Below are 19,111 nucleotides of genomic sequence, written 5' to 3'. Positions count from 1 at the left end.
TGGCTACCTACAGAGCCGCAATGACGACGGGCTGATGAGCGCAGCCCCGTCCCGACTGACGAGCTTTCAGCTGGAATGCCTCGCATGGGCTCCTGCAGGGCAAGACCAACGACGATATCGCAGCACTTCGCAATGTCAGTCGACGTGCGGTCGGTTCCAGCTGCAGAACATCCGTCGGAAGCTCAACGTCGTGACTACCTACCGGGCCCGAGGCATCGCGATAAAACGCAATTGGACCTAAGCTCGAGAACAGCTTGCAGACCGCGGTGGCTTCTCGGGAGGTTTAAGCCAGAAGACAGAGGGTCTGGTGATAGGCGCCTATACCCACCGAATCATGGAAACATTCGTCATTTGGCGATAAAATAGTCAAGGCTACCGGCTGGTGCGACGAAGGATTGCCAATCTCGATTGTCGCCGAAAAGCACTGCTTTCTCTGAAGCGTCCTGTGTAGGCATTGCCCCGTCTTATCGTCTCACCGGGAGGCGCACAACATTCCCCTCGCCTGGCAGATCAAAAGCCAATGCCAGTTGGCGTGTCGTGGCCATCTCGACGATCAACTCTTCAATGGACCGATCAGGCAAACCAGTCTTGACCCTCTGGCGAACCAGCACAGTGAGTTGATGGATCGGAACCGGAACCAAATGAGGATGATCATCGAGCAATTGACTGATCTCGATTACAAGGTCGGCGTCGATATTCTTTGGCAATTCTCGCATAGGCGGTCCCTTGATCAAATAAGGTGGACATCAACACGCGAGCAGTCTGAAGGTGATTTATCATGCGACCGCCACGATCCGCGCCACCTGCCCCTTTTAGTCCCACCTATCGGACCCCAGGGCCTTCGTCGCTTGCTGAAACTACACGGCCCAACGCCTCCAGGGAAAGAATGCGTCAGCCAGGCGGGCGAGTCCAGAATCGAGATAGAGGAAAGTGACTAGGCCTTTGCCTTCCGCTTTGTCGGCACTTTCTTGGCAGGTGTATTTGCGGCTGGCTTGCGGCCGAGGCCTATGGACTTTGCAAGGGCGGAACGCCGTGCAGTGTAGTTTGGTGCGACCATTGGATAGTCCGCTGGCAATCCCCATTTGGTTCGGTATTGTGCAGGGGTCATGCCGAAGTGTGTAGCAAGATGCCTCTTCAGCGATTTGAATTTCTTTCCATCTTCCAGACAAACGATGAAATCTGGGGTCACTGATCGCTTTGGATTAATGGCGGGCGTGAGCACTGTCGCCGGTGGCGTTGCAGGCTGCAGCAATCCTGACAATGCCGAATTGACGCTGGCGATCAAGTCCGGAAGTCCGGACACAGAGGTCGCGTTGTTCTGGACATAAGCCGCAACGATATCCGCCGTCAGGCCCAACAGATTGCTGTTTGCCTGTTCACTCGCGTCGTCCGCCATGGTCAGTCTCCTTGTTGATCTCATTAGTTCCTAATCGGGATGTTCTGACGTCGCAATAACTACTGCCACAGCTGCAAAATGTCTTCGATTGATCGCTACGCCAACTGTCGCCGCTTGCCTGCACGAAATCGCAGAGCGCCACGTTGGCGACATCCGGCGTCGATCAACAGCATGGCCGCCCGTCTGGATCGCCGCCGACGAAACAAAGCCCTATTCCACCCACTTTGTTGACTCAGCATCGCGCCCAGGCGGCCGACCGGTGGTCTCGGCCGCCCAGCTTCCATCCCTAAGGCGGTTTACGGACCGCCGTGGCGGGGACAGTCGGTCCCGCGTCCCGGTCTTCGGCCGTGGCTTTGCTGACGCTCCTGCGGCTGTCCCGTTCACCGCCACGGCGGGGGCGAATTTCCTCCATCCCGCGCGCGAAGCTTGTCCAACGTTGCGGACGCGCGCTGGATTCCGGTTTATACGCCCCCTATCCTTTGAGCGTCGGGGCAAGGAATTGTCACGCATCCAAAATGCGAGATATTTCCATGCACCCGCCCGACGCCAGCGACCCGACGCGCCTGCTTGGATTTCTCGAACAAGATCATTAGGGCCGACAGGTACGCGATCGACGCCGCCAGGCGCCAACGCAATCGGTTGCCTTAAGCGACTTGCCCAAAGCCAGGCGGCCTCACTTAGCTTCGTCCTTCCACCATTGCTCACCTGCCCTTCCCCTTCGAACACGGTCGGGCCCGCGCCTGCTGTCTCACCGTTTGGCAGCCTGGGCCGGATGGACGCTACAATCCCCAAGCACCGCAAGAGCCCCTCGCCGGTCTCGCAGGCGACATCCAAACGCCCTGCCCTGCGCAGCCCTTATCTGCAATCCTTGGCTGCTGACGACTGTGATTTACTGCCGTAAAAATTGGTCCTTATCGCAGAGAAAACATACATTTAGTTGGGAAAACGGAAAAACTCCGGTTTCGGCCAATGAGCACGGACTTTTGTGATGCCAGCATCAGCCGGCAGAAAAAGGGCCGACCCGCGCCATTAACCTTCTGTTAACCTAAAACTTCTTGCGGGGGTTGGCCGAATCGGAGCTTAATGGCGGTTGTTGAATAGTTTCATCGCAAAAAGCGCCAATTCAGGTTCCGACGAGAATGAACATCGCCATGCGGCTACCACGCTTCGAGTTCGATGACAAAATTCTCGAGCAGGGTGCCGAGATATCGCGACGCCTCAACCAGCTTCGCATGGAGAAGTTCCCACCTAACGCGACGAAGACGCTGCGCTCTTTTTCGATGGCTGAGGTAGCCCACTATCTAGGTGTGTCGCAGAACAATTTGAAGCGCCTTCATCTTGAGGGCAAAGGGCCCCTGCCCGATCAAATCCCGTCCGGCCGGCGCTCTTACACGGCCGATCAAATGCTTGAGCTGCGCCATTTCCTTGACCGCCACGGCCGGACCGAGGTCAAAAAGTACGTCCCACACCGCAAGCCCGGCGACAAGCTCCAGGTGGTTGCTGTCGTCAATTTCAAGGGTGGAAGCGGCAAGACAACGACCGCCGCCCACCTCGCCCAACACCTTGCGCTGACCGGCCACCGCGTCCTTGCAATCGATCTCGACCCGCAAGCCTCGCTCTCCGCGCTCCACGGCTTTCAGCCGGAACTCGATCGCAACCTCTCTCTGTATGAGGCGATCCGCTACGATGACGAGCGCAAGCCGATCTCCGAGGTGATCATGCCGACGAATTTCCCTGGCCTGGATATCATTCCAGCCAATCTCGAGCTGCAGGAGTATGAGTACGACACGCCGCTCGCCATGCAGGACAAATCGTCCAATGCCGGCCGCCAGTTCTTCACCAGGATCGCAAAGGCGCTGTCAGAAGTGGACAGCCGCTATGACGTCGTCGTTGTCGATTGCCCGCCGCAGCTTGGCTATCTCACCTTAACGGCGATGTCGGCGGCGACATCCGTGCTCATCACCGTTCACCCGCAGATGCTTGACTTGATGTCGATGAGCCAGTTCCTGCTGATGCTCGGCGGCATCTTGAAGACCATCAAAGCTGCCGGCGCATCGATAGAGCTGGATTGGTTTCGCTATCTGATCACGCGCTACGAACCGACAGACATTCCGCAGGCGCAGATGGTCGGCTTCATGCAATCGATGCTTGCAGGCCAGATCCTCGAGAATCCCATGCTCAAGTCGACGGCAATTTCGGACGCGGGCCTGACGAAACAGACGCTCTACGAGGTGGAGAAATCGTCTTTTACCCGTTCAACCTACGACCGAGCGCTCGAATCGCTGGACGCCGTGAACTCTGAGATCGCAACGCTAATTCATCGCGCATGGGGGCGATCATGACGGCGCATTTTACGGCAGTAAAAAGTGACAATTGTGCTCGTGAAATCAGTCGACTAACCGCGAATTGGAGCGATTGAATGGCGCGCAAGGACGTATTCGGCAGTGTGATGGGCCCAGCGACGTCAGTCGCGGATAACCGGGATGTCTCGGGTTATGCCGTTCGCGGCGCATCCCGGTCGATCATGCAGTCGTTCGAGGAGCTCTCAAAGAGTTCGGTCGTCGATCTCGATCCGGCGTTGGTCGACACGTCATTCGTCTCGGACCGCATGGACGATGACGATGAGGCGTTCCAGGAGTTGCTGGCGGCAATTCGTCAGCGAGGGCAGGACTCTCCGGTCTTGGTCAGGCCTCACCCGGAGATTCCTGGCCGTTTTCAGACAGTCTTTGGCCATAGGCGCGTCAGGGTCGCCCGCCAGTTAGACAGGCCCGTTCGGGCCGTCGTCAAGAAGATGGACGATGAGGACCATGTCATCGCCCAGGGCCAAGAGAACGCCGCCAGAGCCAACCTGTCCTTCATCGAAAGGACGCTTTTTGCTGACCGCATTCTCAATCGGGGCCATTCGCCGGAAACGGTGAAGTCAGCCCTTGCGCTCGATGATACGACCTTCTCGAAGATGCGCTCTGTTACCGGCCACATTCCCGAGCAGATCATTCTGGCAGTCGGCGCCGCCAAGAGCATTGGCAGAGACCGCTGGTGGCAGCTTGCCAAACTCATGGAGCATCCTGGAACCGCGGGTAGGGCGGCAGAGTGTGTGACGAGCGCCGATTTCGGCCACCTAGGCAGTGAAGCTCGTTTTGCTCGTCTCTTCGACTTTTTGAGTGCCCCGGTGAAACGCCCACGGGCATCATCGAAGGCTCAGGAAAAGGCGTGGGCGCCTCAGGACAAGTCGGTTCGAGCCAAGATCACCGACACGGGAAAGGTGTTTACGCTTGCCTTGAAGTCCAGGGATGCATCCCCCTTCGGCGCATTCATCGCCGACAAACTCGACGAGCTTTTCGAGGCTTTCCGGGAGTCGGAAGTGGCAAACAAAACAGGAGACTGAAACCGCAAAAGAAAAAGGCCCCCGAACGTCACCGTCGCGGAAGCCCTTCTCACGTCTGTAGCAAGCTGAGAATCGCACTTCCCCGAATCACTGTCAAGAGTCGTTGGCGCCGTTTTGGTGAGCAGAGTTCTTTTGCCTGATCGAGGGTGAAGGAAATGGAGAGGCAATACGCTACGACGCCCTTTGGGCGGCGGCCGATGACGCTTGCCCTGGTGCAAGCGAACACGGCATCAAGAGAGATTCCGGAAGGATCCCTCGTTGAGAAGTGGCAGGTCCATCGCTGGCTCTGTGAGGGTAAGTCGTTAATCGGCGTGGGGGATCGTGCCCTGGCCGTGCTGAGCGGGCTTTTGTCGTTCTATCCGGACGACCAGATCAGCGAAGAAAACGGCTTGATGGTCTTTCCGTCAAATGCGCAGCTGTCGTTGCGGGCGCACGGCATGGCCGATTCCACGCTGCGAAGGAACCTCGCGGAGCTGGTGAATTGCGGATTGATCATCCGCCGGGACAGTCCGAATGGCAAAAGGTTCGCTCGCAAGGGAAAGGGCGGGGCTGTGGAGGAAGCGTTCGGTTTTTCTTTGGCACCGCTGCTGACGCGAGCTGCGGAGTTTCAGCGCGCGGCCGAGCAGGTCCGCGCCGACAACCGGGCACTCAAATTGATGCGCGAGCGGATAACGCTGCACCGCCGTGACATCCATAAGCTTGTCGAGGCGGCGATCGAGGAGGGTGCTCCCGGCGACTGGGGAGCCATCTGGAGGCGGTTTCGGGCCATTGTAGAGCTAATTCCGCGCCGCGCCGGGCTATCGGAGCTGGAGGGGATCGTTGCGGAGCTGACCGCGCTGCACGATGAAGTGGATAGGATGCTGGAAAGCTTCACGAATTCCATGAATCCAAGCGGCAATGAGTCCCAAAATGAGCGGCAGCAATCTGATTCAAACACAGACTCTATTTCTGTATTTGAACCGGCTTTAGAGAAAAGCAGGGCCGCAGTCGAGCCAGGATCCATTCCGGCCGAGAAGCCGAAAGGCTACCCAATAGGACTTGTGCTGAAAGCCTGCCCCGAGATTGCGGACTATGCCGTCAACGGGATCGGAACCTGGCGCGACTTGATGATGACCGCCGCCCAGGTGCGGGGGTACCTTGGCGTTTCGCCGTCAGCGTATGAGGAGGCCTGCCATGTGATGGGCCAGGAGGTTGCCGCGATCGTGATCGCCTGCATCCTCCAGAGGGCGCAACATATCAACTCGGCAGGTGGTTATCTGCGGGTGCTGACCGAAAAGGCGAGGGCAGGGCAGTTTTCTGTCGGACCGATGCTCATGGCGGCGCTGAAGGCCAATGGGGCAACAGCGAAGATGACCGGATGAAGTGTGGGGCGCCAGGGATTTGCGGGGCAGGAGCTCAGGGTTTGATCCGCGCGATAGGGCAGTAATTCGGCGTGGGTCCGCGGGCGCTTGTGGGTCGTAGCGATGCAGCGGCTCAAATTGGTCGGTCCTGGTGCTTGAAAGCTGTCGAGAACTGCCATATCTTTTGCACAAGAAATATGACTCTCGATATGGTGGGATGAGCATTATGGGCCAGGCACTCAAGATACCCGAGCAGAACGGACCTCTCATCTTGTCTTACATGGACCGGAACGGGAAGATCGCGATCGAACAGGTCGCGGACGGTTTTGGCATGTCCAAGGGTCAGTTGGCCCAGACCGCCGGTCTTGCGCGCGAGACCCTTTATCGCTCAGAGCGCAGCGCTACGGTTAAAACACAGGGGCGTCTACGGGAAATGCTTGAGATCATCAGCCGCGTGACGGATTGGGCGGGCGGCAAGGAGCAGGCGATGGCCTGGTATCGAGCTCAGCCGCTTCCAGCATTTGGGGGACGCACCGCTGAGGCGCTGGTGAAGGACGGCAAGGCAGCAGCGGTCCGTGATTATCTCGATCACATGGCCGTTGGCGGGTTTGCGTGAGGTTCGTCAGAACCTGCTACCGCGCACACGATCCACGTTGGGCATTCAAGCCGACTTCCGGCGAAGGAGCGGCGATCCGAGGCGCCCGATTCAATCCCAAAGGCGTGCCGGCACTCTATCTGGCACTGACCATCATGACTGCGATCAAGGAAGCCAACCAGGGCTTTGCACAGCGGATCGATCCGTGCGTGCTGTGTTCCTATGAGATCGACTGCGACGACATCGCGGATCTGACAACGCAAGAGGCGAGGGGAGAATTTTCTGTCGCGCTCGAGGACATGGCCTGCGCCTGGGCGACGGCTCTTAGCGACGGAGAGCGGCCGGCGTCCTGGTCCATCTACGACCGGCTGCGGCCTCGAGGTATTACCGGCATTGTAGTCCCAAGTTTCGCGCCGAGCGCCGAGACGGAGGATCGTAACCTGGTCCTTTGGGACTGGGGTCCGGACCTCCCGCACAAGGTAACTGTGTTCGACCCGAGCGGCCGGCTGCCGAAGGACCAGCTGTCTTGGCTATAAGTGCCCTTGGAATCCAAAGTGCAGGGGAGGGGGGTCTTCCCGGCCTACAGTCCACTCGCCTTGGTGAGATTGACACGAAATCGGTCCCTGCGCCGCTGGTAGCGGCGGGTCATTTCGGCGGACGTATGGCCAAGCTGCTTTTGAACGTAACGCTCGTCGACCTCGGCCGATGAGGCAAGACCGGCGCGCAGCGAATGGCCCGAGAATTTTGCCCCGCGCTCACCCTCGGACAGATCGCTACGAACACCGCCAGCAAGCGCCGCGCGCTTGACCAGCCGTGCGACCTCCTGGGGATTGAGGCGCTCGGCGCCAACGGCCTTGCCTTGGCCGGTGACGCGCCGAAACAGCGGTCCGTGGCCAATCCGCGCGAATTTCAACCAAATCTGCAGGGCGATAACCGGGCAGGTGGTATCGGTTGAGCCGCGGCCTATTTCGACTTCGCGCCAGCCGGTCTTGCCGCGAAGGGAAACGAGGATGCCCTTTTCGAGTACCTCGATCCAGCCGCGGCCGTCTTCGGTCTGGTCGCGGCCGCAATCCAGACCGACGACCTCAGAACGGCGTAATCCCCCGGCAAAACCGAGCAGCAGCATGGCGCGATCGCGCAGGCCACGCAGGCTGCCACGGTCGAGCGTTTCCAACATGGCCAGAAGATCCTCCGGCAGGATCGCTTCCTTCTGCCGGGGCGGGGCGGCGTGGCTGTTACGGATGCCGGCCATGACGGTCGTGATATGGCGGTCCTTGCGGTCGACCGGCTGGCCGCGCTGCGAATAGTTCCACGAGAGCGAGGAAAGCCGGCGCTCGATCGTCGACACTGTGTTTGGCTTCTTTTCACCCGTCGCCGTGCCCGAGGCGCACGCCGTGATGTAGAGCCCGACGACTTGGGGATCGGGCGGCAACACATCGAGATGCTGGCGGCGCGCCCACGCGCAAAAATGCTTCCAATCTGCGGCATAGGCGCGACGCGTGTTGGCGGAGCTGGCCGCGTCGACATACTCGCGGGCGCGATCGGCGAGCCGCTCGAGATGCGCCGGCAGGGAAGGGGAGGAGGATGCATCTGCGGGTTCGTCGCCGGCGCGACCCATCTCCAGGACGAGATCGACGATGTCGGGCAGATCGTCGGCGGGCGTCGCCGCGGGCTCGGCCGACAGCCGCGGGGCTGCAACGTCGTCTTGCGGCCCCGTGCTGTGGGACACTCCGGAGGGCCGCCGAGCACGATTTTCCGGGTTTTGGTCGACGACAGAGGCCATTCTCTCTATAAAGAGGAAAACGAATGATAAGGCAACATTATCGTTCGTTTTGTCTGCACGACAAGTGCAGCGCTTTTTGGCGCTTTCTGTTGCCAAAAGCGCCGCCATGATTCATCGTGCTTTTCGATGATTCTGCGTCCCAAACCCTCTCCGCGCCACCACGCCACGCTTGCCGGTACCCCTTCGACTGCGCCGATGGCAACGGTGCCGGCCTGGCTGCGCCGGGCCATCTCCGATGTGCAAAGCCTCGCGGGCAAAGGCGTCGAAGACGTCGCGCTCGCTGCCGGCGCCGCCATCGGCGGGCTCGATGCGGTGGTCCGCCGGCATGATCGATGGGCCGGCGTCTGGCGGCAACGGCTGGCGCTTTCGGCGGCCGCAGCAACGACGAAGCAGGCCGGCCGCGTCGAGGATGAAAATGCGCTGCGCGATGCCGTGCTGCTCACGCGCCCGGGCGATTTTTTGTCCGTCGGTCCCGCCGGACTTTTGTTGCTCGCCTGGCGCCGGCTGGCGGCGCGTTCCGCGGAAGATCTCCTGAAGGAAAAAAACCTCGCCGCGGTGTTGGAGGAGTTTGGCTATGCCCCGGACAAGCCGTTGGTCAGCGGCCTGGCGGATGATCTCCGGCAAGTCGGTGCCGGCGCCGGAATGGTCGCAATGCTGACAGGTACGTTCATGGCCGCCGAACGACACGGTTTTGGGCGCGCCGTCGGAGCCTGGCTTGCTGACGCGCTGCTGGCGCAACGCCTGGGTTGGACACATGCGGTGCCGCTGCTGGGCGCCGAGGCAGCGTTGGGCACGAGCGCCCGCCCGGGTCGATCGGCAGCCAGCTCTGTGGCGACAGGCATTGAGACAGATCCTGAGCGTGCCAAGAGTCTGTTTGCCGCGCAGGCGCTCGCCGCCCAGGCGCGCGCAGCGTTGCGCGCGATCGACTTGTCGGCGGACCTTGGACGCCGCGCGGAAAAACTGCTCGCCGTCGCGCCAAAGCTGCGGGCGAAAGGGGCAGACACCATCGTCGACAGACTGCTGTCGGAGGACGCGATCATGGCATCGCGCGCAGACAGAAACATCGGCATGAGCGACCGCGGCCTGCGCCGCCTGTTCGATCGGCTGGTCGAGCTCGGCGCCGTGCGCGAGCTGTCCGGCCGTAGCACGTTCCGCATTTTCGGGCTGTGACAACGATGGCCGAGACGGCTCGCGCGCGACGGGGGAAGGGGAGATCAGATGATCATCTCTTCGACCAGGAACTGGACCATTTGCCGCCGGCGGTGCGCTGGCGGGAATGGATGAACCGTGTCGAAGCAACGATCTTCGCGGCCAGCGAACCGGTGACACGCGAAATGCTCGCCCGCATCGTCGGCAAAAATTGCAGCATTGATCTCCTGATCGACGATATTCGCGAAGAACTGCGTGGCCGGCCCTACGACCTGGTGGCCGTCGCCGGCGGTTTTCGGCACCTGACCCGGCCGGCCTATGCCGACGCCATCCGCAGTGCATTTGGCACCGCCGTCGGTGGGCCTGCCGTAGACCTGACGCAGTCGGACGTGCTGGTGCTGATGTGCATCGCCTTCTTCCAGCCGATCACCCGCGCCGAACTGTCGTCCTTCTTCGGCAAGGAGATCAGCCGTGACCTGATCGGCCGTCTGCGCGGCGCCGGCCTGATCGCGTCCGGCCCGCGCAGTCCGACGCCGGGCGCGCCCTACACCTATGTGACGACGAAAGAATTCCTGCTGCAGTTCGGCCTCGACACGCTGCGGGATTTACCGGATTTCGAGGCGCTTGAGGATGCCGGCCTGCTGTCGAAGGAAAAGCTGCTAGCGGGCGACATCATGCCGGGCTTTTGCGATGATATGGAAGTGGATGTTGAATAGCCAGCCGGCTGTGAGCTGCGGTTCTGCCGCTATAGTCGCGAAGGCCGCCGAATTGACGTAGGTGTAGGGTGCGCGCTGGGAGGCGGGTGTGCCTAGGAAAGGGGGGGCGGAGAAATGCCGGTAGCTCGTATTGAACGTATCATTGGCGGGATGGTGACCGCGCGGGTTGAGCCCGGTTCCAATGGCTATTTTGCCTGCCATCACTTCGGATCTAACGTGGATCCGACCCACCTCTCGAGTTTGGATGAGGTGGCGGATTTTCTGCGTTCGCATCCGCGCAGCGGTGTTCGCATGAACCCCAGCTGGGTCAAGATTGTACGGAACATCTACATCGATGGGGTATTGCTCCGCTAGTCCGCGCGAGCCGTTTTGGAGAGCCAAAACGTTGGAGACCCCGGAGATGTCCAAACACCGTTGACGACAAATACTGGGCGTTGCTCAGGTCCCTGTGCAGTGCAATAAGGTGTTGAATCTGCCCGGGGGGAAACAAATGGCGACGCTTCAAAGCAATCTTGTCAAAAGAATAGAGAGGCTACCAAAACCCGCAAAGACAGCCGACGCCATGCAACCCTTGTTCGAAGCTGTCAGCAATTCGATTCACAGCGTGCAGGACCGATTTGGAAAGCATGTCGCCGAAAAGGGGCGCATTATTGTCAATATCGTCACGGGACGAAAGCAGGTCCCGGTGAAGATCCTCGTCGAGGATAATGGCGTAGGTCTGGATACCAAAAACTTCGAAGCATTCACGACAACAGACACCGACAACAAGATTGCTCGTGGTGGAAAGGGCGTCGGTCGGCTTCTTTGGCTCGACTGCTTCGAAAACACCACCGTGGCCAGTAATTTCTCCGAGGGCGGAATCCTCAAATGCCGACGATTCCGCTTTGTCCTCTCGCTATCGGACCAGATTCAGGACTATGAGGAACGTGAGGCAGACAGCCAGAGTTCGGCCTCGGGTATGACCGTTGAGTTCGCCGGGCTCCGTGACAATGGTTATCGGGTCAAGTTCCCCGGCCGGTCGGCCTATGTGTTCCAACACTTCACCTCCCACTTTCTACCAACGTTCATTGGTTCCCGCTCACCCCAGATCACCGTTCACTGCGGGGACGAGACTCGTCACTATCCAGAAGAAATCAATTCGATCATCCACCGCAGAAAGACAGTGAAAGATATCCCGACCTCAGAGTACGGAGCGCTCACACTGACCCTCATGGAATGTGACAAGATCGCTAGTGCGGATCTGCAAGGCTCGCACTTCGTCCATTTCATTGCTCACGATCGAACGGTTCATTCACACAAGATAGACGCGAAGCTCGGCCTGAAATATTTCGGTGCCAATGAGAACAGGGTGTTCCACGCTGTCCTGACAGGCGATTTCCTCGATCGAAATGTCAATCAGGAGCGCACGAAATTCCTGTTCGAGGATGTCGTCCTCGACCGCATCGTCAACGACGTGTGTACACCCCATATTGAGGAGTTTTTAGCCGAGCCATTGAACGCGCTCCGCCTTGATCAACGAACGCGAGTCAGGGCGATCGCGGAATCCTACCCGTCGATCGCCTTCGGCGACGTCGACGAGCTCCAAGGGAAAATCCCATCGGGAGAACTGAACGACGACGCCATCTTCGGCCACCTTTCCCGTGAGCGCTACAGGCGAGACCAGAGGCAGGCGGAAAAAATCCGTGCCGTTCTCGCACGGTTGAAGGAGCCGTCTGTGGATGTCAACGCGTTCGCGAAGGCGATCGAAGCGGCCGGCAAGGCGATCGAAGAGACAGAGCAGAAAAGCCTCGCGGAATACATCGTTCGGCGCAAGGTCGTGTTGGATTTCATCGAGATCCTCCTGGAAAAAGTCCGCGATGACACGCGCGATAGCAGCTATCAGCGGGAAGACATTCTGCACTCGTTCATCTGCCCGTTACGCATCAACACATTGAGCGATGGCGCGCGCAAGGTCGTGCCTGCCGCGTCTCACGATCTCTGGATTATCGACGAACGACTGACTTTCGCGCAGTATTTCAGTTCCGATGAGGAATTCCAGAACCTCTCCAGTTCTGTCGAGAGCGACGAGCGCCCCGACGTGCTGATCTTCGACCATGTGCATGGATTGCGCCAAACCGATGATCCGTCACGCGTGCTGCTGGTGGAGTTCAAGCGCCCCGGTCGAACCGGCTATGGCGACGACGAGAACCCGCAGCACCAGGTCGAGCGCTATGTTCGGCGATTGCTGGAAGGAGGGAAACTGGACGTCAAAGGGCGCCCGATAAAGCTCAAGGAAGACACCGTCTTCTATTGCTTCATCGTCGCCGACATTGTCGGGAAGATGGACGATTGGACCTATTCCTGGGATCGCACGGCCGATGGCCGTGGTCGGTTCTATCAGCCTCGATCCGGGTTCAAGGGCTCCATAGAGCTGATTGCCTGGGACACTCTCCTCAGCGACGCGAGAGAGAGAAATCAGGCGTTCTTCGATCGTGCAGGCATATCCGGAAAGAGCTTCTTCATAGAAGCGCAGCAAGCGGCGCATCATCGCCTTCGCACGGAAGAGGATGCGACGGCCGAGGCAATCGCCTAGCCGGGGAGAGTATATAGGAACGGGGATTAGATGCCACCATATGATGCCGACGAGATGAGAGGGATGATCGAGGCGGGTGCGGTGAAGGGTTTCACTATCGACGCGAACATCATCGACGGTCTCAACACCAATGGGAATCTCGATAATCGGATTCTGTTGAGCATCGGAAACCTCAGAACCAAGAACGTCGCAGCGCTCATGGCGGACATCGTCGCCGGGGAGGTGAAGAGTCACATGACAACGGTTCATGACACCGCCTACGCGCACTTGCAGTCGGCTCTGAAGGCGCACACGAAAGTCTGGAAGGCTGATGCGAAGGCGGTCAAAGACATTGCGGCTGCACTGACGCCCCGCGAGTCCGTCGCCGACCATGCAAGCGGCCTATTCCAGGCCTTTGTCGATGGAATTAGCATGGGAGGTCATCTCCTCCGACAGCGCAATCGACATTGCCGAGCTTGTGACCCGATACTTCGGCGGAGATCCACCATTCGCAGGGTCGAACAAGAAACATGAATTCCCGGATGCCATTGCGCTCGCCGCTCTACGGAAATGGTCGGAAAACAACGGTCCAGTGCTCGTCGTCAGCAAGGATCACGGATGGACTGCGTATTGCCATGAGAGCGAATATCTCTACTGCGCGGACGACCTCGGCAAAGCCTTGGCGCTATTCCACGAAGACGAGGAGGTTGTCGCCCGTTGCATTGCCTCTATCGCTAAGGAACCGGAAGGCCCTGTGGCAGTCGCGATTGTTTATGCGATCCAGCGCGATCTCGACGATCTGGATTTCGAGCTCGACGCATCCGCGTTCATGAATTGGGATGCGGAAGTCGAGGAGGCTGTCATCGAGAACATCGAGTATGCCGGGCATGAGGACGAGCAGAGGATCGTTTCCTCGTCCCGATCTCCGCCAAAGTGCGAGTGCAGGCATCGTTCGATTTTTCGGTCCGCGACAGCATCGACAAAGATTATGTCTCTCTTGGAGGGACGGTTGAGGACGTCACGGTCCAACACCGTTATCAGGTCTCGCTAACTGTAACTGGCAAAGGTGGGAACGACATCAGATTGACGATGCTGTTGTCAATTCCGCGCCTCGCCTTCGGGAGGTGAGCTTCGGCCACATCGAACCTTTCTCCGAACCGGAGCGGGACTGGGAATGATAGGCCCCTTTCCCGACGATCCGCCGCACATGGTCGCGGTGCTTTCATTCGGCTTATGGGTGACCCTCCTCGACGCTGGAGGCCGTCTGACTGTCGGCGGGAGGCGAACTAGGAGATGACGATCTGGTGGGCGGGTGTGTTCAAAACGTTCCCCTATATCCGTCTTAGCCGTAAATCTGTGCACACTCCTCTGGATTACGTCCGCACTTTCCGCAACCGAACCGCCCATCACGAGCCGATTTTTGATCGGCATCTGAAGACGGACTATGCCTCGCTCCAGCACATCGGTGGTTGGATCACCGCGCTGACACAGATGCAGGAGGCCATTGGCGACGGTGTCGAGCCAGTCCTGCAACTGGTTGTTCAGATCGTTGAGATTGCGGAAGGAATGGGCCAGGAAGAAGTCCTCGTGGACATAGCGAAACGGTCGCTCGACCTCGCCCTTGGTTTTGGCGCGATACGCGCAGCAGAATCTGCAGGTCCTGGTGCATGCATGACGTAGGAGGCGAAGATGTAGCGCGCGTGGCTAAGCGGGGGTCGGAATAAGAGCAGTGCGAAATCGTACGCGGCCTTTATCAACCAAAGACGGCAATATCGTTGTGGTCTAAGGCTTTTCCTGCGATTTCTTTGGGCTGATCTGAAGGAGGTGAGAATGCCTGAAATGCTTGCAGCGCTTTCCAGCATTCGGACTGTTGAAGAAATGATCGCGGCCTTCCGGGATGAGCAGCATTGCCGTCGGTTGCTGGAAAGCATGGTGTGGCCGGATGGCCGGATCTGCCCCGCCTGCGGATTCAAACGCTCGATTGCGCTTGCCGATCGCGATACCGGCAAGCGGCGCGCCCGACCGGGTCTTTATCAATGTTCCAGCGGCGATTGCCGGTTCCAGTTCACGGTGACGACACACACGCCTCTGCACTCCACGAAGCGCGTGTTTGGCTGAAGGCTATGTGGCTGTTACTGCAATCCGACAAGGGCTTGTCGTCGGTGCGCCTGGCCGAGGCGCTCGGGGTGAGCCAGCCAACGGCCTGGCGGATGGGACATGCACTGCGTCTCATGGGGGCGCGGGAGAACATGCTCGCCGGCACGGTGGAGATCGACCATTTCCATCTCGGTGGAAGGCCCAGAAAGAATCCCGACGACCCGCCTCCGGGCCGCGGCCGGAAAGGCCAGACGAATACGGACAAAACGCCGGTCATGGCAATGGTGCGGCGACCGACCGATGTAATGCCTGGCACTCTGGCCGGTGACGCGCGTGCCGCGGTCGTGACCGGTCTCTCGGCGCGAGCAAGCGAACGCGTCATTGAAGCGCAGATCGAATCGGGAGCTCATTTGATGAGCGACGAGTGGAAGGCATTCATGGCCATTGGTGAGAGCTTTGCCAAGCATGAGACAGTGAAGCATTCCAGCGGTGAGTATGTTCGCGACGCCGTCCACGTCAATTCAGTGGAGGGCTTCAACTCCCGCGTCCGCCGTACCATCGCCGGCGTCTTTCATCATATCAGCCCGCAGCATGCCGACCTGTATTTCCACGCGATCGGCTTCCGATGGTCGCAGCGCGTCGTCACAGGAAACGTCATTCGCAAAACCGGGCATGGCCGGGAGAGCGTGCGAGCCCTGTGGTCGCGCGTGCCGCCTGCGCTGCAATTGACGAATGTTTTTCGCACCGCCACGGGTCGTCAGATGCGCCGAAGCCCGGATGGCGGCATCATTATCAAATCAGCCGTAGCTGTCTTTGGTTGATAAAGGCCGCGTACGATTTCGCACTGCTCTTCTGTGGTTGCCGCCCGTTGTGCAAGTCGTTTCTTACCTTTTGAACGTGTGATCGAATGCGGTCTTCTGTCAGGCCTTCATTTGCGGCGTTTTCAGCGACCGCTGGCCGGGATGGTGATCAGCGGATCAGGTCCAAATCTTGTTCACGAGCTCTGAGCTCGAAGAGCAGTGCTGTTTTCCTGAGCCGGATCGTTCGATCTTGTGCCCATTCGGGTCATCGACTTCTCACACCTGTTGGCCGACATTGACGATAGCTGCGTTCATGCAGCCGCCGGCAACCCCGGATTCCGATAATCTTCCTGCCGCATCAGCATCGCCCAGATCATACGTGCCATCTTATTCGCCAGCACGATCGCCACCAGCATTCGGGGCTTTCTTCCAAGCATACGCATCATCCAGGGATCAGTGGATGTTGCCTTGCGGCTCGCCCAATTTACGCGAGCCATGGCACCGATGATCAGCAGCCGACGAATGTCGACCTGGCCGGCCCTCGAGACCTTACCCAGCCTTTCCTTGCCGCCGGACGAAACTGTCGCGGCACGAGGCCAAGCCAGGCGGCAAAGTTGCGCCCCGATTTGAAGTTTTCCATCGTTGGCGCGAAAGCTTCGACCGCCACAGCGGTCATCGGCCCGATACCCGGCATAGTCTGAAGACGCCGCGCCATATCGGTCTGCTTGGCGAGAGAGGCCAGCTTCTGGGTCTTGTTGTCAATTCTGACGGTCTTTTCACCGATTTGTGCCAAGAGATCATGGCCTTCTTCGCGTACGAGATCGGGGAGGTTACCAGCCGCGTCGTTCAATATGGCTTCCAACCGTTTGATGTGTCCGAGGCCCACAGGAATAACATGCCCATATTCATAGAGCATTGCGCGCAGCGCGTTCACTAGTTCCGTGCGTTGATGGACAATGCGTTCTCGCGCTCGAAATAGAACAGCCCGTGCTTGCTGATCCGGTGTTTTAGGTTCGACAAAACGCATTTCCGGCTGTCGTGCCGCAATGACAATCGCTTCCGCATCAGCAGCGTCGTTCTTCTGACGCTTGACGAAAGGGCGCACATATTGTGGTGCGATCAGCTTGACCTCATGGCCCAGCGACATCAACTCGCGTGCCCAGTAGTGGACGCTGCCGCAAGCCTCCATGACGACAACAGCCGTCGGCTGGCTCTGCATGAAACGCAGAAACTGCCCGCGCGACAACTTCTTGCGAAACAGTACCTCGCCCGTCATCGACGCCCCGTGGAGCTGTAAAACATTTTTTGCCAGATCAACCCCGATCATTATATTCTTCATTTGCCGTCCTCTCCGCTGTGTGACCTTTATGGATCACAACTCTGGCACACTGCGATGCCGTCTGGGGAGGGCGGCAACCACCCCATCTTGTTCCGACCCCTTGTTCATGCCCCATGCTCTCAGGCTCGACCACTTCTTCGATCGCACCAGCAGTGTGTGGGCCGCCTCATAAAGCGCGATGCGTGCAAGTTCGTCGCCGCATCGGCTGACCTTTCCCTGGATGTCGGTTTCGCCGGACTGGTAGCGTGCCGGCGTCAGTCCCAGATGCGCCCCCACAGCCTGCGACGAGCCGAACCGCTCTGGCCGGTCGATCGTGGCGCGGAAGGCGAGCGCGGTGATCGGCCCGACGCCCGGCGCGCTCTTCAGCCACCGGCAGACTTCTTCATTGCGCACGATGTTGAGAACCTGCTTCGTCAGGCGGGCGAACTCTCTCAACATGATACCGAGGATTGCAAGCAGCGGCTCGACCATCGCCATCACCTCGGCGTCAGCGCCCGTCAACTCACGCACGCGGCCGGCAAACGCGCTGCGCGACGGCAGGCCCAGCTTGACGCCGGCCTCGCGCAGGATCGCCCGCACTACGTTCTCGATCGAACGCATCTCGTTCAGCACCGTGCGGCGGGCAACCAGCAGCGAACGCCACAGCCGGCACTGCCTGCTCTTGGCATGCACCTGCCGATACCAGCCAGTGCGCATGATCTGCGCCAGCGCGCGAGCGTCATTGCGGTCGGTCTTGTTGGGCATCGTCTTCATCGCCGCGTTGGCCTGCGCGTCTCGATGCAGGTCGCCGGCAAGCCTTCGGCGTGCAGTCCATCGTGAAGCCAGGCCGTCAGCGAGTACGCTTCCAGGCCGATCCGCTCAAGCGGCAAGCCGGTCCCCTTCAGCGCTTCACACAACGCCTGTGGATCGCTCAACGCTCTCGCCTCCTTCACGATCCGGCCAGTCTGGTCGACAATGCAAATAGAGGTCTCTTCCAAAGACACGTCCAGTCCGGCAAAGTACTTCATGGCTGCTCCTTCCAAATGTTTGTGGCGACTCACATCGACCACGTTTTCACATTTCGACAGGCGCAGCCGCCATCATCTGGCTCGGTCGAGACCCCCAATCACCCCATCTGTTTTGAAAATCACGGATGAGCGTTTCGGCGAATGAGATTGCCGCCCATTGCGACAAGGATCATGGCGTTAGAGACGTCGATGCGCTGCTCGTAGTCGCGCACGAGGCGGCGCAATCGGGTCATCCAGCCGAAGGTCCGCTCGACGACCCAGCGGCGGGGCAAAACTTCGAAGCCCTTCTGGTCGTCGGATCGACGGATGATCTCGACCACGAAGTCGAGACAGGTGGCTTTGTCCATGAGCTTCAGCCGGTCATAGGCGCCGTCGGCGAACAGATGCTTGACCCAGGGCCAGCGCTTGCGGATACCATCCAGGATCGCCTGAGCGCCGGCACTGTCGGAGATATCGGCGGTGGTGAGGTTGACCATCAACAGCCGCCCATCCGTATCGACGGCAATGTGTCGCTTGCGGCCGACAATCTTCTTGCCGGTCGTAACCCCTTGTTTCAGCTTGCGGAGCCTTGACCGACTGGCTGTCGATCACGCCAGCCGTGGGACTGGCCTCGCGCCCGGCTCGCGCGCGATCCAGCATCAGCGCCACGTCGTGGATGGTCTGAAACAGAAGGCGCCGCGCCAATTCGCGAAACCAGCCGTAGACCGTCTGCCAGGGTCCGAAATGGATCGGCAGCATCCGCCAACCGCAACCGGAACGGACCAGGTAGCGCACCGCGTTGACCACCTCACGGAAATCAATCTCGCGCGGACGCCCGCGACGCCCAGGCTTGGGCATCAGCGGTGCGAACTGCTCCCACTCCTTGTATCTGCACGGAGGAGACTTTGTGCGATGGAAGCGACTGAGCCTCGAACCGGACGGCCATCCGATTCGAGGCTTGGCGAAGTCGCCCG

General features: G+C 59.5%; 14 protein-coding genes and 5 pseudogenes. 12 read left to right on the top strand and 7 right to left on the bottom strand.

All coding sequences use genetic code 11. From position 1 onward, the window contains the following. Window positions 1–464: 464 nt before the first annotated feature. On the bottom strand, window positions 465–716 hold the full coding sequence (locus JQK88_RS16810; RefSeq protein ID WP_203278888.1) for a hypothetical protein: 252 nt from the start codon (window positions 714–716) through the stop codon (window positions 465–467). A gap of 218 nt (window positions 717–934) precedes the next feature. Beyond that, on the bottom strand, window positions 935–1,396 hold the full coding sequence (locus JQK88_RS16805; protein ID WP_192250182.1) for a Ros/MucR family transcriptional regulator: 462 nt from the start codon (window positions 1,394–1,396) through the stop codon (window positions 935–937). A gap of 1,139 nt (window positions 1,397–2,535) precedes the next feature. Here JQK88_RS16805 and repA point away from each other — a divergent pair. From repA to JQK88_RS16780, 5 genes are all read left to right on the top strand, one after another. Then, window positions 2,536–3,738, top strand: a complete 1,203-nt coding sequence (repA, locus tag JQK88_RS16800; RefSeq protein ID WP_192250180.1) for a plasmid partitioning protein RepA — start codon at window positions 2,536–2,538, stop codon at window positions 3,736–3,738. Between the two features lie 77 nt (window positions 3,739–3,815). Continuing rightward, on the top strand, window positions 3,816–4,781 hold the full coding sequence (gene repB / locus JQK88_RS16795) for a plasmid partitioning protein RepB (protein WP_192250177.1): 966 nt from the start codon (window positions 3,816–3,818) through the stop codon (window positions 4,779–4,781). A 155-nt stretch (window positions 4,782–4,936) separates the two neighbouring features. Next, window positions 4,937–6,142 (top strand): plasmid replication protein RepC, encoded by a 1,206-nt coding sequence (repC, locus tag JQK88_RS16790; RefSeq protein ID WP_192250175.1) that lies wholly within the window; start codon window positions 4,937–4,939, stop codon window positions 6,140–6,142. Between the two features lie 205 nt (window positions 6,143–6,347). After that, on the top strand, window positions 6,348–6,737 hold the full coding sequence (locus JQK88_RS16785; protein WP_192250172.1) for an MbcA/ParS/Xre antitoxin family protein: 390 nt from the start codon (window positions 6,348–6,350) through the stop codon (window positions 6,735–6,737). Further along, window positions 6,734–7,252 (top strand): RES family NAD+ phosphorylase, encoded by a 519-nt coding sequence (locus tag JQK88_RS16780; protein ID WP_192250168.1) that lies wholly within the window; start codon window positions 6,734–6,736, stop codon window positions 7,250–7,252. The genes JQK88_RS16785 and JQK88_RS16780 overlap by 4 nt, the downstream gene beginning before the upstream one ends. Window positions 7,253–7,296: 44 nt before the next feature. Here JQK88_RS16780 and JQK88_RS16775 read toward each other — a convergent pair whose 3' ends face one another. Next, the gene (locus JQK88_RS16775; RefSeq protein ID WP_192250429.1) at window positions 7,297–8,499 is read right to left on the bottom strand and encodes a site-specific integrase; all 1,203 of its coding nucleotides are present in this window, start codon (window positions 8,497–8,499) and stop codon (window positions 7,297–7,299) included. Between the two features lie 126 nt (window positions 8,500–8,625). On the opposite strand from JQK88_RS16775, the gene JQK88_RS16770 reads away from it, so the two are divergent. The 6 genes from JQK88_RS16770 to JQK88_RS16745 all read left to right on the top strand — a co-directional run bounded on the left by JQK88_RS16770 (window position 8,626) and on the right by JQK88_RS16745 (window position 13,966). Beyond that, entirely contained in the window at window positions 8,626–9,669 is a 1,044-nt protein-coding gene (locus JQK88_RS16770; RefSeq protein WP_203278887.1) for a DUF1403 family protein, read from the top strand. A gap of 5 nt (window positions 9,670–9,674) precedes the next feature. Then, window positions 9,675–10,364: an SMC-Scp complex subunit ScpB gene (gene scpB, locus JQK88_RS16765; protein WP_203278886.1), complete on the top strand. Its 690-nt coding sequence runs from the start codon at window positions 9,675–9,677 to the stop codon at window positions 10,362–10,364. A gap of 114 nt (window positions 10,365–10,478) precedes the next feature. Further along, window positions 10,479–10,718 carry a hypothetical protein gene (locus tag JQK88_RS16760; RefSeq protein ID WP_203278885.1) on the top strand — a complete coding sequence of 80 codons (240 nt, stop codon included), beginning with the start codon at window positions 10,479–10,481 and terminating at the stop codon, window positions 10,716–10,718. A gap of 136 nt (window positions 10,719–10,854) precedes the next feature. Next, a complete protein-coding gene (locus JQK88_RS16755) occupies window positions 10,855–12,936 on the top strand; it encodes an ATP-binding protein (RefSeq protein ID WP_203278884.1) in 2,082 nt (693 codons plus the stop codon). A gap of 63 nt (window positions 12,937–12,999) precedes the next feature. After that, window positions 13,000–13,449 carry a hypothetical protein gene (locus JQK88_RS16750; RefSeq protein ID WP_203278883.1) on the top strand — a complete coding sequence of 150 codons (450 nt, stop codon included), beginning with the start codon at window positions 13,000–13,002 and terminating at the stop codon, window positions 13,447–13,449. Then, a complete protein-coding gene (locus tag JQK88_RS16745; protein ID WP_203278882.1) occupies window positions 13,337–13,966 on the top strand; it encodes a PIN domain-containing protein in 630 nt (209 codons plus the stop codon). The genes JQK88_RS16750 and JQK88_RS16745 overlap by 113 nt, the downstream gene beginning before the upstream one ends. Before the next feature lie 440 nt (window positions 13,967–14,406). Here JQK88_RS16745 and JQK88_RS16740 read toward each other — a convergent pair. Beyond that, window positions 14,407–14,568 (bottom strand): annotated as a pseudogene (locus JQK88_RS16740) (IS21 family transposase); the annotation flags it as partial. 177 nt (window positions 14,569–14,745) lie between these two features. Between JQK88_RS16740 and JQK88_RS16735 the strand changes: the two are divergent. Further along, window positions 14,746–15,833, top strand: a pseudogene (locus JQK88_RS16735) (IS1595 family transposase). Between the two features lie 290 nt (window positions 15,834–16,123). Here JQK88_RS16735 and JQK88_RS16730 read toward each other — a convergent pair. The 3 pseudogenes from JQK88_RS16730 to JQK88_RS16720 form a co-directional block, all read right to left on the bottom strand. Further along, window positions 16,124–17,151: pseudogene (locus JQK88_RS16730) on the bottom strand (IS110 family RNA-guided transposase). A 105-nt stretch (window positions 17,152–17,256) separates the two neighbouring features. Continuing rightward, window positions 17,257–18,158 (bottom strand): annotated as a pseudogene (locus JQK88_RS16725) (IS110 family RNA-guided transposase); the annotation flags it as partial. A 119-nt stretch (window positions 18,159–18,277) separates the two neighbouring features. Further along, window positions 18,278–19,088, bottom strand: a pseudogene (locus JQK88_RS16720) (IS5 family transposase). Between the last annotated feature and the right edge of the window lie 23 nt (window positions 19,089–19,111).

This window comes from Mesorhizobium caraganae (genome assembly GCF_016836705.1).
GTDB lineage: Bacteria > Pseudomonadota > Alphaproteobacteria > Rhizobiales > Rhizobiaceae > Mesorhizobium > Mesorhizobium caraganae.
The sequence above is the reverse complement of the archived record's forward strand: the minus strand, read 5'-3'. Positions and strand labels throughout refer to the sequence as shown.